We start from the raw sequence: 15,803 nt of genomic DNA on the forward strand, positions 1-15,803 counted from the left end.
GTCAGCAAGTGTCGGTCACGATCAAGCCGCTCGAGGACCGCGTCCTCGTCGCGCCGCTCGAAGCCGAGCAGACCACGAAGTCCGGTCTGGTGATCCCGGACACCGCCAAGGAGAAGCCGCAGGAGGGCGAGATCCTCGCTGTCGGCCCGGGCCGGATCGACGACAACGGCAACCGCGTCCCGCTGGACGTCGCCGTCGGTGACAAGGTCATCTACTCCAAGTACGGCGGCACCGAGGTCAAGTACGACGGCCAGGACTACCTGATCCTGGGCGCCCGCGACATCCTCGCAGTCGTCAGCAAGTGACGACCCCAGGGCGTGGGCCCGCGCCCCGGCGGACCCGCCGGGACGTTCCACGCCCTGCCCGCTGTTCCTGACTGACACCGCCCTGGTGCCGACGACCGGTGCCGGGGCGGAGTCGGTCTGAAACAGCGGGACCGGATCCGAACTGCTCACGAAGACATTCAGAGAGGGACTGGTTTTTTCCATGCCGAAGATCCTCGAGTTCGACGAGAACGCGCGGCGCGCGCTGGAGCGCGGCGTCGACAAGCTCGCGAACACGGTGAAGGTGACGCTGGGGCCCAAGGGCCGCTACGTCGTCCTGGACAAGAAGTGGGGCGCCCCGACCATCACCAACGACGGTGTCACCGTCGCCCGTGAGGTCGAGCTGGACGACCCGTTCGAGAACCTTGGTGCGCAGCTGGCCAAGGAGGTCGCCACCAAGACCAACGACATCGCCGGTGACGGCACCACCACCGCGACGGTGCTGGCGCAGGCACTGGTGCACGAGGGCCTGCGGGCCGTCGCCGCCGGGGTCAACCCGATGGGCCTGAAGAAGGGCATCGAGGCGGCCATCGAGGCCGTGTCGGCCAAGCTGATCGACTCCGCCCGGCCGGTGGACGACAAGGGCGACATGGCCCACGTCGCCACCATCTCCGCCCGGGACGCCGAGATCGGCACGCTGATCGCGGACGCGTTCGACAAGGTCGGCAAGGACGGTGTGATCACCGTCGAGGAGTCGAACACCTTCGGTACCGAACTCGAGTTCACCGAGGGCATGCAGTTCGACAAGGGCTACATCTCGCCGTACTTCATCACCGACGCCGAGGCCGGCGAAGCGGTGCTGGAGGACCCGTACATCCTGATCAACCAGGGCAAGATCTCCGCGATCGCGGACCTGCTGCCGCTGCTGGAGAAGGTCGTGCAGTCCGGCAAGACGCTGCTGATCATCGCCGAGGACGTCGAGGCCGAGGCGCTGTCCACCCTGGTGGTGAACAAGATCCGCGGCAACTTCACCTCCGTCGCCGTCAAGGCGCCGGGCTTCGGTGACCGCCGCAAGGCGATGCTGGAGGACCTGGCCGCGCTCACCGGCGCGCAGGTCATCGCCCCCGAGGTCGGTCTCAAGCTGGACCAGGTCGGTCTCGAGGTGCTCGGCACCGCGCGCCGGATCGTGGTCACCAAGGACAACACCACCGTTGTCGAGGGCGCCGGCAAGTCCGACGACATCGAGGGCCGGGTCAACCAGATCAAGGCCGAGATCGAGCGCACCGATTCCGACTGGGACCGGGAGAAGCTGCAGGAGCGGCTGGCCAAGCTGGCCGGCGGCGTCTGCGTGATCAAGGTCGGCGCGGCCACCGAGGTCGAGCTGAAGGAGAAGAAGCACCGCATCGAGGACGCCGTGTCGGCGACGCGTGCGGCGATCGAGGAGGGCATCGTCGCCGGTGGCGGCTCCGCTCTCGTCCACGCCGCCTCGGTGCTGGAGAACGGCCTGGACCTCGACGGCGACGAGCTCGCCGGAGTCCGGATCGTCCGCAAGGCCATCGTCGAGCCGCTGCGCTGGATCGCCGAGAACGGCGGCTACGAGGGCTACGTGGTGACCGCGAAGGTTGCGGAGCTGGAGGTCGGCAGCGGATTCAACGCCGCCACCGGCGAGTACGGCGACCTGCTGGCCCAGGGCGTGCTGGACCCGGTCAAGGTGACCCGGTCCGCGCTCGCCAACGCCGGCTCGATCGCCGCGCTGCTGCTCACCACCGAGACCCTGGTGGTCGACAAGCCCGAGGAAGAGGAGCCCGCCGCGGCCGGTCACGGCCACGGTCACGGCCACTGATCCTCAGGTAGCAGGACCAGAAACACACCGCACCGCCCGGCAGGTCTTCGGACCCGCCGGGCGGTGTTCTGTTCGGGGCGGAAGATGCGGTGGCGCGGCGATCTGGTGGGATGACGTCGTGGCGACGATTCGTGAACGCGCTGACGAGGACCTGGACGTTTGCGTCGGCCTGCTGCGGGACGTGCACGAGCTGGCGGGGTATCCGATCAATTGGCCTGCTGACGCGCGCAAGTGGCTGACACCGGATGACGGGCTCGGCTGCTGGGTTGCTGAGAGCAACGGCCGGGTCGTTGGGCACGTCGCGCTGACGGCGAACGGGGCTGACGGAGCGTCCGTGGAGCGGCTGTTCGTGGACCCGAAGGCGACCCGTGCGGGCATCGGCCGGGAACTGCTGGACCACTGCGTCAAGACCGCCGCCGACCTCGGGCGGAAGCTGTCGCTCGAGGTCGTCGACAACCGCGGTGCGGCCGTCACCCTGTACCGGCGTGCGGGGTGGCGGGAGACCGGCCGGACCCCGATCGACTGGGGCGGCGACCACGCATCGGCGGTCCTCCACTTCGACGCACCGCGCTGAATGTCTCACGGGACGCCGTCCTGCCGTCTCAAACTCGGACGTCGATCCTCCGGTCCGGGTACCGTACGGGCGAGTAGTGACAGATCGTGATCAGAATCTGAAAATGCTCACGAATTGCCACTAGGCAACGAGAGGTGAGAGCCATATCATCTTTCAGGCTGACCGGCCGACACGAGGGGGCGAGGGGTGACCGAGGTCCAAGTACCGCACACCCACGACCGGGTCGAGCTCAGGGATCTTGCCGCGCTGGCCGGCGACGGGGACCGCACAGCTCTCAACGACCTGCTCACCAGGGTGCGCGCCGTCGCGCACCGATACGTACGGTCCCGGTTGTGGACGTATCCCGGCGGCGCGGACATGGTCGACGACGTCGCGCAGGAAGTCTGTGTCGCGGTGTTCGGCGCGCTGGGCCGGTACCGTGACGAGGGGAGGCCTTTCGAGGCTTTCGTCTACGGCATCGCGGCCCGCAAGGTCGCCGATGCCCAGCGTGCGTTCGCGGTGGCCGACGTTTCGACGCCGGACCTGCCGGACGGCGCGGACGAGTCGCCGACTCCGGAGGAGCACGCGGTCCGGAGCTCGGAGGTCCAGCACATCATGGGGTTGCTGGACAAACTGCCCGAGAAGCTCCGCGAGATCCTGCGGCTTCGCGTGGTAGCGGGGATGTCAGCCGAGGAGACCGGCCGGGCACTGGGGATGACACCGGGGGCGGTGAGGGTCGCACAGCATCGAGCGTTGAACACGCTCAGGGGGTATGTGGGGCATGAGGGACGAGGAGCAGGGGAGGGGCATCATGGCTGACCGTTTCGACCTGGACGCGATCGACGCCGATGACGCACTGCTCGACCTGCTGGCCGCTGGTGGGGAGCCCGCGCGGAGCGCGGGGGAGCATGACCCGGCCGTTGCGCTGCTGGCCGAGCTGCGGCTGGCGGTGGAGGTCGAAGACGAACTCCCCGTGGAGACGATCGACGATCCGGAGAGCTTCCTGGCGCGTTGCGCCGCACTGAACCCGATCACGGACCCGTTCGCCCGCAAGGTGGCGGCGCGCGGTCTGGCGCTGGGTGTCGCCGCGGTGGCCGCGCTGTCGGTCTCCGGGGTGGCCGCCGCGGTCAACGGCGACCCGCTGTCGCCGTACGAGAAGGTCATCGAGAAGATGGTCGACGCGGTCCGCCCGCAGACCAGCTTCCCGAAGGAACAGCTCGACGGCATGCCGGTGGTCGACAAGACGAAGATCGTCAAGGTCGCCAAGGACTACAAGCTGCGGCAGGACGCGAAGATCGCGGCCGAGGACCGGGTGGTCCGGGAGCAGCCGATTCCGCCGGCCGCCGTGCTGCCGAGCGACACGCCGGACGTGCTGCAGCGGGCGATTCCGAAGATCATCGAGCAGCCGACGGTGACGAAGGTCGACCCGCCGGTCACGCAGACGACCCAGGCGCCGACGCAGACGGGCGACGACACGACGTCCAACCCGACCACAGAGCCGACCGACCCGCCGGCTACCCAGCCGACCGACCCGCCGGCCAGCGAGCCGACCGACCCACCGGCCACCACGGTGCCGGCCGACCCGCCGACGACCACGACGCCGCCGGAGGCAACGCCGTCCGATCCGCCCAGCGCGCCGGACACCGGCACCGGCAACACTGAGACCGGCACGGACACTGGGACCGGGAACCCGACGACTGCGCCGACCGGTGACACGAGTCAGGGTGACACCACGGGGTCGGACACCGGCACCACGCAGCCGGGTGACACGAGTGGTACCGATCAGTCCAGCACGGACCCGGCCGGGACGACTCAGGAGCAGCCGCCGGTCGACACGCCGTCGGTCGACGTGCCGGATCCGCTGGGCGGGCTGCTCGACAACGTCCTCGCGCCGATCCTGCCGACGGCGAGCGGGGCTGCGGTCGAGAACCAGAGCGCCCAGGAGTTCCTCGGCAGCGGCGTTCAGGCAGCCGGCAAGCACTCGAGCGGGCAGACCAGCACCGGTTCGGTCCGGGAGGTCTACCCGACCGGCCAGCACTCCACCGGCCTGTACGCCGAGGGCAAGCACGCGGCGATCGCCCGCGCGCACGGCTCGACCGCCGACGCCGACGTACTGAAGATCCTCGACGTCGTCAACAAGCCGCTCCAGTGACCCCGCCGCGCCGGCTCACCAGCCGGCGCGGCGGGTCCCGGCCGGGCACAGGCCCGGCCGAGGCGGCCCTGTGGACGGGCGGTTCGGGAGCCTGAGCGGGCGCGGATAGGATGGGGTTCCGTTCTCGCCGTGTAAAGGTGCTTGTTTTACCCATGGACATCACACCCACTGGAGTTCCGGACAAGTTCGCCGTCCTCGGGCTCACCTTCGACGACGTTCTCCTGCAGCCGAACGAATCCGACGTCATCCCGTCCGAGGCCGTCACCCGGTCCCGGGTCAGCCGCAACATCGAGGTGAACATCCCGCTGCTGTCCAGCGCGATGGACACCGTCACCGAGGCCCGGATGGCGATCGCGATGGCCCGCCAGGGCGGCCTCGGCGTCCTCCACCGCAACCTCTCGATCGAGGACCAGGCCCAGCAGGTCGACCTGGTCAAGCGGTCGGAGTCCGGCATGATCGCGCAGCCGATCACCATCGGCCCGGACGCCAGCATCGGCGAGGCCGACGCGCTCTGCGCGCAGTACCGGATCTCCGGCGTCCCCGTGGTCGACAACGCCGGCGTCCTGGTCGGCATCGTGACGAACCGCGACATGCGGTTCGAGAACGACATGTCCCGCCCGGTGCGCGAAGTGATGACCAGGCAGCCGCTGATCACCGGCAAGCAGGGCATCGCCGCCGACGACGCGATGGCACTGCTCAGCAAGCACAAGGTGGAGAAGCTGCCGCTGGTCGACGGGGCCGGCAAGCTGACCGGCCTGATCACGCTGAAGGACTTCGTCAAGCGCGACCAGTTCCCGCTGTCCACCAAGGACGGCACCGGACGGCTGCGGGTCGGTGGCGCGATCGGCTTCTTCGGTGAGGCCTACAAGCGGGCGATGACGCTGGTCGAGGCCGGTGTCGACGTGCTCGTGGTGGACACCGCACACGGTCACTCCCAGGCCCAGCTGGAGATCATCCGCAAGCTCAAGGCCGACCCGGCCACCCGTGGTGTCGACGTCGTCGGCGGCAACGTCGGGACCCGAGCCGGCGCCCAGGCACTGGTCGACGCGGGCGCGGACGGCGTCAAGGTCGGCGTCGGACCGGGCTCGATCTGTACGACGCGGGTCGTTTCCGGCGTCGGCGTACCGCAGGTCACCGCGATCTACGAGGCGTCCCTGGCCTGCAAGCCGGCCGGTGTGCCGGTGATCGGCGACGGCGGCCTGCAGTACTCCGGTGACATCGCCAAGGCGCTCGTGGCCGGTGCGGACAGCGTGATGCTCGGGTCGCTGCTGGCCGGCTGCGAGGAGTCGCCGGGCGACCTGGTGTTCATCAACGGCAAGCAGTTCAAGGCCTATCGCGGGATGGGCTCGCTCGGCGCGATGCAGTCCGGCGGCCTGCGCAAGTCGTACTCCAAGGACCGCTACTTCCAGAGCGACGTCGGCAGCGACGAGAAGCTCATCGCCGAGGGCGTCGAGGGCCAGGTCCCGTACCGGGGCCCGCTCTCCGCGGTCGCGCACCAGCTGATCGGCGGTCTGCGCCAGTCGATGTGGTACTGCGGCTCCCGGACCGTCCCCGAACTGCAGGAGAAGGGCCGGTTCGTCCGCATCACCTCCGCCGGCCTGCAGGAGTCCCACCCGCACGACATCCAGATGACGGTCGAGGCGCCGAACTACTCCGGCCGCTGACACCGCCTGTAACCGGTAAGGAACATCAGATGACCGAGATCGAGATCGGCCGCGCCAAGCGGGGCCGGCAGGCGTACGCGTTCGACGACATCGCGATCGTGCCGTCGCGCCGGACGCGTGACCCCGAGGAGGTCTCGGTCGCCTGGCAGATCGACGCGTACCGGTTCGAGCTGCCGATCCTGGCCGCGCCGATGGACTCGGTGATGTCACCGGCCACCGCGATCGCGATCGGCAAGGCCGGCGGTCTCGGCGTGCTCAACCTCGAGGGTCTGTGGACCCGGTACGAGGATCCGACCAACCTGCTCGAGGAGATCACCTCGATCACCCGAGAGCAGGCGACGCACCGGCTCCAGGAGATCTACTCGGCGCCGATCAAGCCCGAGCTGCTCTCCCAGCGGGTGCAGGAGATCCGCGACTCCGGTGTCACGGTGGCCGGCGCGCTGTCGCCCCAGCGGACCAAGCAGTTCGCGAAGCATGTCGTGGACGCGGGCGTCGACCTGTTCGTCATCCGCGGTACGACGGTCTCCGCCGAGCATGTGTCCGGTCAGGCCGAGCCGCTCAACCTGAAGCAGTTCATCTACGACCTCGACGTACCGGTGATCGTCGGCGGGTGCGCGACACACCAGGCCGCGCTGCACCTGATGCGGACCGGTGCGGCCGGCGTACTCGTCGGCTTCGGCGGTGGCGCGGCGCACACGACGCGGAAGGTGCTCGGCGTCGCGGTGCCGATGGCGTCGGCGGTGGCCGACGTGGCCGCGGCGCGTCGGGACTACATGGACGAGTCCGGCGGTCGCTATGTGCACGTGATCGCGGACGGCTCGGTCGGGCGGTCCGGCGACGTGGCGAAGGCGGTCGCGTGCGGTGCGGACGCGGTGATGGTCGGTTCGCCGCTGGCCCGCGCGAGCGACGCACCGGGCGGCGGGTACCACTGGGGTGCCGAGGCCTGGCACGCGGACCTGCCACGCGGTGAGCGGGTCGAGGTCGGCGTCACCGGGACACTCGAGCAGATCCTGTTCGGCCCGTCCTGGGTCCCGGACGGCACGATGAACCTGGTCGGCGCCCTGAAGCGCGCGATGGCCACCACCGGCTACACGGAGCTCAAGGAGTTCCAGCGGGTCGAGGTCGTCGTCGGGTGAGGACGGGCGCCAGCGGTCGGCGTGGACGTGGCAGGGCGAACCGCTGCCGTTCGTGCCGTTCGACCCGGACTGGAAGGCGGACGACGACCCGCCGAGCTACACCGGGTGGTATCGGCAGAGCCTCAAGGTGTACGACGCGTACGCCGAGCTCGCCCGGATCCCGGTGGAACGCATCCGCGAGGTGCTGCTGGTGGCCGGTGGTGACGACAAGGTCTGGCCGGCAGTGGAGTTCGCCGAGCAGATCGTCGCGTCGCGTGGTGCTCTGGAGACGCGCCTGGTGACACTGCCCGGGGCCGGGCACCGGGTCGTGCTTCCCGGCGAGCAGCCCAAGACCGCCGGGCAGCGGATGGCGCGCGGTGGTTCGCCCGAGGCCGATCGTGAGCTGGGCGCGCTCGCGTGGGACGACGTGCGTCGAGTCCTCACTGGTTGAGTGGTTCTGGAAGGATTGCCGCATGGGATTGTTCAGCCGACGAAGCAGCCAGGACACGGACAATGTTGCCCTCGCCGCAGCGCGGGCCAGACTGTCCCCCGATGACGTGGACCAGGTGCGGTTCCTGATCACCACCAAGAAGACCGTGCACGCGGTGAAGCTGATCCGCGACCGCACCGGTCTCGCCCTCAAGCCGGCCAAGGAACTCGTCGACGACATCCGGCTCGGCCGCTACGTCCCGCCGACGACCGGTACGCCGCTGGTCCGGCGGCCCGGCACCAACCTGGCCGAGCGCACCCGGGCCCTCAAGTCCGCCGGCGAACTCCACCAGGCGACCGCCCTGGTGGTTTCCGAAACCGGCATGACCGAAGCCGAGGCGGGACTGTTCGTCGGTGCTTTGCGGACCGACCTGCAGGACTCCTAGGGCTTCCAGGCCGGATCCCGGCCGAAGGCACCGAGGAGTGCGTCCGCCGGGTCGGTGAACCCTCCGAGCCGGTCGCCGATCATGCCGAACGACCGGTAGGTGTCCTCGCGTTGCGCGAACCAGCCGGCCACCTCGCTGACCAGTTCGGGCTCCATCCGGGGGTCGGCGCCGATCGCGGCCGCCAGATCCCAGCCGTGCACGAGGTGATCGGCGGACAGTTGCCGCAGATATTCGCTCGCGTCCTCGTCGCCGTACGACAGATGCACGGTGGCGATCGGCTCGCCGGCCGCCGCCTGCGCGGCGCTTGCCGCCGCGGTGGCCGCGCCGACGGGATCGTCGCCGAGCAGATCCCCGTCCAGCGAGGTGCCGACCTCCGCGATCGTCCGGCCCGCCATCAGCGGCACGGTCCAGCGTTCCTCGCCGACCACGTGGTTCACCAGCGTGCGGACGTCCCAGTCCGCGCACGGCGTCCGGCCCGACCACTGGCCCGGGCCGGCTTCGCTGACCAGCTGGGCGAAGTTGCCGACCGTTCGGTTGTGGAGTTCCACCGCGTCCATGACCTGCCCCCTCTCAGCGTCAGCGTCCGCCCGCGGGGGCAGCGCGTCAACGGCCGAGCTGGAGTTGCTCGGCGGCCTCGTGCGCTTGCTGCGAGGCGGTCAGGTCACCGCTGGCAGCAAGCAGGTCGCCGTGGTGGCGGTAGCAGGAGCCGGCCAGGTCCTTCATCACCTTGTCGTCGTCGGTGAAGGGGATCAGCGCGGTCGCGACCTCCGCGCACCAGCCGCCCAGGTCGAGGGCGATGTCGGTCCGCCCGGCCTGGTAGTACGCCTCCGAGATCTCCAGCAGCAACTGGGCCCAGATCGGCACGTAGGTGCTCGTCTCGTACCGCATCCGGTGCGACTCCCGCTCGGACGAGATCGCGAACAGGTAGTGCGCCTCCAGGCCCAGCGTCAGCGCGGTGTCCACGTCCTGCAGTAACAACGGCGGGATCAGCTCGGCCAGCTCGGTCGCCCGGACGGCCGCCGACTCGGGGTCGGTCCGGCCGGACACGGTCGCCAGCGTCATCCCTGGCGCGGGCTCGCTCAGCGCCAGCAGCCGGTGGTACTGCTCGAACGGACCGAGCTTGATCTCCGCGTTCTCCAGCGCGGCGACCAATGTGAGCGGCAGACCCCGGTCCAGCTCCTCGGTCACCCGGTTCGCCGTCTCCGGGTCGGTGTCGAACGCCGTCCGCAGGCAGGCCTCGCCCTCCATCAGCCGGCCGACGATGCCGAGGTGCTTGCCCTTCCTGGTCAGCGCCCCGACCAGCGTGCGCATGTCGGTCGTGGAGTCCGAGTCGGCGAGGGTGTCAGCCGTGGTCAGCCCGATCTCGTCGGCTTCCAGCGCGAGGTCGAGCCGGCCCTCGGCGGCATGGACGTCGGCCGACACGGCTGTCGCAGTACACAGATAGCGCGCGTACGAGAGCGACTGCGGGCTCTCGTTGATCTGGTCGGCCAGCTGCAGGAAAAGCTGGGTCGCCGCGTCCGCGGACGCCACCGCCAGCGCGGGATCGCCGTACCGCCGCAGGATGAGAGCGTTCATCGCGAGCACCCGGGCGAAGTCCGGTTGGTGCTTCAATCCGTCGACGCCGCCGACCAGCTGGCCGTACGCGATCACCGCGCCGTCCATCTCCAGTACGGCGGTCGCCCCGTGACCGCGATGTGCCTGGGTCATCGCCCGCCGGGCCCGCACGTCGGCCAGGAAGGAGGTCGCGTCGAGGACGCCGGCGTCGCTGAGCTCGGTGTAGCCGAGTTGGGCCTCGTGCAGCGCGGCCAGTGCTTCCTCGTGCCGGCCGGATGCGTTCAGCGAGCCGGCCAGCTCGTACTGGGTCGCGGCCATCAGGTGCTTGGCCTCGTAGTGGTTCGGGTGCCCTTCGGCCCGCTCCCTGGCCAGTTCGATGACGCGTTGCTGGTACGGTCCGGCCTCGTCGGCACGGCCTTCCTCGATCAGCACCTGGGCTGTCTGCAGCGCCTCACCGAGCTCGTCCTCAGGAGGCGTCCAAAGCCCCCCGCTGTCCACCATCTCGACGTTCCACCCCTTCGCAGGTTCAGCCGATCAGCTTAGTGGTCAAACGCCCGGAACTCTCAGTCCTGACACGACCGAGTTGCACTGCTGACATGGCTATTACCGGCAGGTAGCCTGGATGAATGAGCGAGCAGACCTCGATTCCGGCTGACCCCGAGCTCGACCCGACCGCGTCGTACGCGACCGATCAGTCGGTCATCCGGCGGCTCTCGGGGCTGCTGCGGGCGACGGCCGGCACGCGGACGTCGTACGCGCCGGCGACCGGTCAGCCGATCGCGGACCTGCCGGTCTCCAGCCCGGACGACGTGATCGCCGCGATCCGGACGGCCCGCAGGACCCAGCAGACCTGGCGCCGGGTGCCGCTCGCCGAGCGGGCCGCGATCCTGCTGCGGTACCACGACCTCGTCCTGGATCACCGCCACGAGCTGGTCGACCTGGTCATCCGGGAGTCGGGCAAGGCCCGCAAGCAGGCGTTCGAGGAGGTCGCTCACGTCGCGCTGACCGCCCGCTACTACGGCCGCAAGGCCGCCGAGCTGCTCGAGCCGCAGCGCAAGCTGGGCATCTTCCCGATCCTTACCCGGGCCGAGCAGCGGTTCGTGCCGAAGGGCGTCGTCGGCGTCATCTCGCCGTGGAACTACCCGCTCAGCATGGCGATGGCCGACGGTCTGCCCGCGGTGCTGGCCGGCAACACGATCGTGCACAAGCCGGACAGCCAGACCCCGCTGACCGCGCTCCGGGCGATCGAGCTGCTGTACGACGCGGGCCTGCCGCGGGACGCGTGGCAGCCGGTGAACGGCGACGGCCCGACCGTCGGCGGCGCCCTGATCCAGAACGCCGACTACATCTGCTTCACCGGCTCGACCAGGACCGGCCGGCTGGTCGCCAGGCAGGCCGGCGAGCGGCTGATCGGCTGCAGCCTCGAGCTCGGCGGTAAGAACCCGATGCTCGTCCTCCGCGACGCCGACATCCACCGCGCCGCCGAGGGCGCTGTCCGGGCCTGCTTCGCGAGCGCCGGCCAGCTGTGCGTCTCGATGGAGCGGCTGTACGTGGCCGACCAGGTGTACGACGCGTTCGTCACGGCGTTCGTGGACCGGGTGAAGAAGATCCGGCTGTCCGCCGGGACCGGCTGGGACGTGGACATGGGTTCGCTGATCTCGAAGGCCCAGCTGGAGACCGTGTCCCGGCATGTCGACGACGCACGAGCGAGGGGCGCCACGGTGCTCGTCGGCGGCAAGGCCCGGCCGGACATCGGCCCGCTGTTCTACGAGCCGACCGTGCTGTCCGGGGTGACCCCGGCGATGGAGTGCTTCGACAACGAGACCTTCGGGCCGGTCGTGTCGATCTACCGGTTCTCCGACGAGTCCGAGGCGATCCAGCGGGCGAACGAGGGCGAGTACGGCCTCAACGCGAGCGTCTGGACCCGGGACGGCCGCCGCGGCCGGGCGATCGCCGCGCAATTGGTGGCCGGCACGGTCAACGTCAACGAGGGCTACGGGGCGACGTTCGGATCGATCGACACCCCGATGGGTGGCATGCGAGCATCCGGGCTCGGCCGCCGCCAGGGCGCCGAAGGCATCCGCCGGTACGTCGATTCGCAGGCGATCGCCACCCAGCGCCTGCTGCCGATCGCGGCCTCACACGGCCTGTCCGACGAGACGTACGCCGAACTGATGACCGGCGCACTGCGGATCCTCAAGAAGCTGGGCCGCGCATGACTGAGCGAAGCGAAGTCATCATTCAACACAGTGTGATTTGCGCCTCATGCGCGCCCGGAGCGAAGCGAGGACGTGCATGAGCTACGACTATGACGTCGTCATCATCGGCTCGGGATTTGGTGGCAGCGTCAGCGCATTGCGGCTGACCGAGAAGGGCTACAAGGTCGCTGTCCTGGAGGCCGGAGCGCGGTTCGACGACGCCGGGTTCGCAAAGAACTCCTGGGATACCAAGCGATTCCTGTTCGCGCCGAAGCTCGGCTGGTATGGCATCCAGCGGATCAGCGCGCTGCGCGACGTGATCATCCTGTCCGGCGCCGGAGTCGGCGGTGGCAGCCTGGTCTACGCAAACACCCTCTACGAGCCGCTGCCCGCGTTCTACACCGACCGCCAGTGGGCGCACATCACCGACTGGAAGGACGAGCTCGCGCCGTACTACGACCAGGCGAAGCGGATGCTCGGCGTCACCACGTACCCGGGCTTCACGCCGGCGGACCGGGTGATGAAGCAGGTCGCCGACGACATGGGCGTGGGGGAGACATTCCACCCGACCCCGGTCGGCGTCTTCTTCGGTGAGCCAGGTGTCGAGGTCGACGATCCGTACTTCGGTGGCGCCGGCCCGCGTCGTACCGGCTGTATCGACTGCGGCGAGTGCATGACCGGCTGCCGGCACAACGCGAAGAACACGCTGACGAAAAACTACCTCTTCCTCGCCGAGCAGGCCGGCGCCCAGGTCTTCCCGATGACCACCGTGACCTCGGTGGAGCCGCTGCGGGACGGCGGGTACGCCGTGGACACCCGGCGTACCTCGGATCGGAAGAGCACGCGGCGGTTCACCGCAGGTCAGGTCGTCTTCGCTGCTTCGGCGTTGGGTACGGCGAAACTCCTGCACCGGCTGCGGGACGAGGGCAAACTGCCCCGACTGTCGGACCGGCTCGGCGTGCTGACCCGGACGAACTCGGAGTCATTGCTGGGCGCGATCTCCCGGGACCGCGACGTCGACTACAGCCGTGGGGTCGCAATCACGTCGTCGTTCCACCCGAACGACATCACCCACATCGAGCCGGTCCGGTACGGCAAGGGCAGCAACGTGATGTCGCTGCTGCAGACCGTGCTGACCGACGGCGACGGGGACAAGCCGCGGTGGCGGACCTGGTTGCGCGAGCTCGGCGTGCAGCGGAAGAACATCCGCCGGCTGTACGACCTGAAGCACTGGTCCGAGCGGACCGTGATCGCGCTGGTGATGCAGACCGCCGACAACTCGATCACCACGTTCGGCAAGCGGGACCGGCTCGGACGCTGGCGGCTGACCTCGAAGCAGGGCCACGGCGCCCCGAACCCCGCCTGGATCCCGGTCGCGAACCAGGTGGTCCGCCGGATGGCGAAGCTGATGAACGGGACCCCGGGCGGGACGATCGGGGAGCCGTTCAACGTGCCGATGACGGCGCACTTCATCGGCGGTTGCGCGATCGGCGACTCACCCGAGACCGGCGTGGTCGATCCGTACCACCGGGTCTACGGGTACGACGGTCTGCACATCGTGGACGGGTCCGCGATCTCGGCGAACCTCGGCGTCAACCCGTCGCTGACCATCACGGCCCAGGCGGAGCGAGCGCTCGCGTTCTGGCCGAACAAGGGTGCGGACGACGTCCGCCCGGCGCTCGGATCGGCGTACCGGCGGATCCAGCCGGTGAAGCCGGCGCACCCCGTCGTACCGGCTGATGCGCCCGGCGCATTGCGGTTGCCGATTGTGCCGAAACAGTCTGTGACGAAGCTGTAACGCAACGATAATACTTCGCAGTGCCATCAGGGGAAATGAAAGAACCTCAGCGATTGTGTGGACGCTGAGGTTTGTGAGGTATTTCTAAAAGGCCCAGTCTGTACCTTCGAAGAGGCCAGTCTGTGCCGTCGAAGAGGCCAGAAAAGGGAGCAGGTCCCTCGGGAGCGTTTCCGCCCAAATCGCTTCCCGAGGGACCCACTCAAGCCGGGGTGAGGCGCCCGGCGCTTTGGGATCGGGTCACCAACCATGGCTGGCGACCCGAGCTCTTGGTCACTACCTTACATCCGATTCCAGGAGTTTCGAGTGCTTGAGTGGGGTTGTGACCACTCTGCGTGCTGATCGTAATGATCAGCTTTCGTTGCTCTTTGTCACCGGGTGGCGGTCTTCCTTGCGGTAACCGCCTCTGCACACATCAACGAGCCCATCTACGGGGGGTTACGAGGTTCTCCAGAAAAGTCCAAAACTTTCTCCGCGGATGTGCGGAGAGTCGCTGAAGCACTGCAGCCCCCGATGCTTCACGTGACGCCCGCCGCAGAGACGACGTACCGGCCTGTCTTACTGTGAGCCGACCGTTCGATGAGGCAGGAGAACCATGAGCGACATCCTGGGCGTGGCACGTGAGCAGGTTCTGGAACAGGGCGTCGGCCTGAGCCAGGAGCAGCTGGTCGAGGTTCTCCGTTCGCCCGACGAGTTGCTGCCCGAGTTGCTCGCACTCGCCCACGAGGTGCGGGTCAAGTGGTGCGGCGAGGCGGTCGAGGTCGAGGGGATCATCTCGCTGAAGACCGGCGGCTGCCCGGAGGACTGCCACTTCTGCTCGCAGTCCGGCCAGTTCACCTCGCCGGTGCGCTCCGTCTGGCTGAACATCCCGGAGCTGGTGGAGGCGGCCAAGGAGACCGCGAAGACCGGCGCGACCGAGTTCTGCATCGTCGCCGCCGTCCGCGGTCCGGACGAGCGGCTGATGTCGCAGGTGAAGGCCGGCATCGAGGCGATCAACGCCGAGGTCGACATCAACATCGCCTGCTCGCTCGGCATGCTCACGCAGGAGCAGGTCGACGAGCTCAAGGCGATGGGCGTGCACCGCTACAACCACAACCTCGAGTCGGCCCGCTCGTACTTCGGCGACGTCGTCACCACGCACTCCTTCGAGGAGCGCTGGGAGACCTGCCTGATGGTGCGCGGCTCCGGGATGGAGCTGTGCTGCGGCGGTCTGGTCGGGATGGGCGAGTCGCTCGAGCAGCGCGCCGAGCTGGCCGCCCAGCTGGCCGAGCTCGACCCGCACGAGGTCCCGCTGAACTTCCTGAACCCGCGTCCCGGTACGCCGTTCGGCGACCTGGAGATCATGGACGGCAAGGACGCGCTGCGGACCATCGCCGCGTTCCGGCTGGCGATGCCCCGCACGGTCCTGCGGTACGCCGGCGGCCGCGAGCTGACCCTGGGCGACCTCGGCACGCGCGAGGGCCTGCTCGGCGGGATCAACGCCGTCATCGTCGGCAACTACCTCACCACTCTGGGCCGCCCGGCGACCGCGGACCTCGACCTGCTGGCCGAGTTGAAGATGCCCGTCAAAGAGCTGCAGAAGACGTTGTGACCGAGGTCTATTGCGGCCACTGCGGCCGGGAGCTGGCCGACGGCGATCACGACCGGTGCCGTCAGGCGCTGGCGCTCGAGCCGCCGAGGTACTGCGCCGAGTGCCGGCGCCGGATGGTCGTCCAGGTCCATCCGATGAGCTGGTCGGCCCGCTGCTCGGTCCACGGTGAGCTGGCCTCTCACTGACCTCGACTAGGGTTT

At 69.1% G+C, this 15,803-nt stretch carries 15 protein-coding genes; 13 read left to right on the forward strand and 2 right to left on the reverse strand.

Annotation, left to right across the window (positions count from 1 at the left end; genetic code table 11):
* Nucleotides 1-8: 8 nt before the first annotated feature.
* The 9 genes from groES to ACXC9Q_RS01235 all read left to right on the forward strand — a co-directional run bounded on the left by groES (nt 9) and on the right by ACXC9Q_RS01235 (nt 8,465).
* Nucleotides 9-305, forward strand: coding sequence for a co-chaperone GroES (gene groES / locus ACXC9Q_RS01195; protein WP_130384566.1), 297 nt, complete (start codon nt 9-11; stop codon nt 303-305).
* Nucleotides 306-486: 181 nt separating this feature from the next.
* Nucleotides 487-2,106, forward strand: coding sequence for a chaperonin GroEL (groL, locus tag ACXC9Q_RS01200; RefSeq protein WP_457054587.1), 1,620 nt, complete (start codon nt 487-489; stop codon nt 2,104-2,106).
* Nucleotides 2,107-2,224: 118 nt separating this feature from the next.
* Entirely contained in the window at nt 2,225-2,680 is a 456-nt protein-coding gene (locus ACXC9Q_RS01205) for an N-acetyltransferase family protein (protein WP_457054588.1), read from the forward strand.
* 186 nt (nt 2,681-2,866) lie between these two features.
* Nucleotides 2,867-3,478 (forward strand): RNA polymerase sigma factor ShbA, encoded by a 612-nt coding sequence (gene shbA, locus ACXC9Q_RS01210; protein WP_405069224.1) that lies wholly within the window; start codon nt 2,867-2,869, stop codon nt 3,476-3,478.
* Nucleotides 3,471-4,811, forward strand: coding sequence for a hypothetical protein (locus tag ACXC9Q_RS01215; protein WP_457054589.1), 1,341 nt, complete (start codon nt 3,471-3,473; stop codon nt 4,809-4,811). The genes shbA and ACXC9Q_RS01215 overlap by 8 nt, the downstream gene beginning before the upstream one ends.
* 152 nt (nt 4,812-4,963) lie before the next feature.
* Nucleotides 4,964-6,475 carry an IMP dehydrogenase gene (guaB, locus tag ACXC9Q_RS01220; protein WP_457054590.1) on the forward strand — a complete coding sequence of 504 codons (1,512 nt, stop codon included), beginning with the start codon at nt 4,964-4,966 and terminating at the stop codon, nt 6,473-6,475.
* A 29-nt stretch (nt 6,476-6,504) separates the two neighbouring features.
* Entirely contained in the window at nt 6,505-7,611 is a 1,107-nt protein-coding gene (locus ACXC9Q_RS01225) for a GuaB3 family IMP dehydrogenase-related protein (RefSeq protein WP_457054591.1), read from the forward strand.
* 52 nt (nt 7,612-7,663) lie between these two features.
* Nucleotides 7,664-8,041 (forward strand): acyl-CoA thioester hydrolase/BAAT C-terminal domain-containing protein, encoded by a 378-nt coding sequence (locus ACXC9Q_RS01230; protein ID WP_457054592.1) that lies wholly within the window; start codon nt 7,664-7,666, stop codon nt 8,039-8,041.
* A 22-nt stretch (nt 8,042-8,063) separates the two neighbouring features.
* Complete coding sequence (locus ACXC9Q_RS01235) at nt 8,064-8,465, forward strand: hypothetical protein (RefSeq protein ID WP_457054593.1); 402 nt, start codon at nt 8,064-8,066, stop codon at nt 8,463-8,465.
* Here ACXC9Q_RS01235 and ACXC9Q_RS01240 read toward each other — a convergent pair.
* A complete protein-coding gene (locus ACXC9Q_RS01240) occupies nt 8,462-9,022 on the reverse strand; it encodes a TIGR03086 family metal-binding protein (RefSeq protein ID WP_457054594.1) in 561 nt (186 codons plus the stop codon). The genes ACXC9Q_RS01235 and ACXC9Q_RS01240 overlap by 4 nt on opposite strands.
* Nucleotides 9,023-9,068: 46 nt before the next feature.
* A complete protein-coding gene (locus ACXC9Q_RS01245) occupies nt 9,069-10,520 on the reverse strand; it encodes a hypothetical protein (RefSeq protein WP_457054595.1) in 1,452 nt (483 codons plus the stop codon).
* A 125-nt stretch (nt 10,521-10,645) separates the two neighbouring features.
* Here ACXC9Q_RS01245 and ACXC9Q_RS01250 point away from each other — a divergent pair, with 125 nt between their 5' ends.
* From ACXC9Q_RS01250 to bsaP, 4 genes are all read left to right on the forward strand, one after another.
* Nucleotides 10,646-12,238 carry a succinic semialdehyde dehydrogenase gene (locus ACXC9Q_RS01250; RefSeq protein WP_457054596.1) on the forward strand — a complete coding sequence of 531 codons (1,593 nt, stop codon included), beginning with the start codon at nt 10,646-10,648 and terminating at the stop codon, nt 12,236-12,238.
* A gap of 76 nt (nt 12,239-12,314) precedes the next feature.
* Nucleotides 12,315-14,015: a GMC oxidoreductase gene (locus ACXC9Q_RS01255; RefSeq protein WP_457054597.1), complete on the forward strand. Its 1,701-nt coding sequence runs from the start codon at nt 12,315-12,317 to the stop codon at nt 14,013-14,015.
* 592 nt (nt 14,016-14,607) lie between these two features.
* Nucleotides 14,608-15,603, forward strand: coding sequence for a biotin synthase BioB (gene bioB / locus ACXC9Q_RS01260; protein WP_457054598.1), 996 nt, complete (start codon nt 14,608-14,610; stop codon nt 15,601-15,603).
* Nucleotides 15,600-15,788, forward strand: coding sequence for a biotin synthase auxiliary protein BsaP (gene bsaP / locus ACXC9Q_RS01265; RefSeq protein ID WP_457054599.1), 189 nt, complete (start codon nt 15,600-15,602; stop codon nt 15,786-15,788). Before bioB ends, bsaP begins: the two co-directional genes overlap by 4 nt.
* The last annotated feature ends 15 nt before the right edge of the window (nt 15,789-15,803 follow it).

The sequence above is a fragment of the Kribbella sp. CWNU-51 genome (assembly GCF_054073265.1).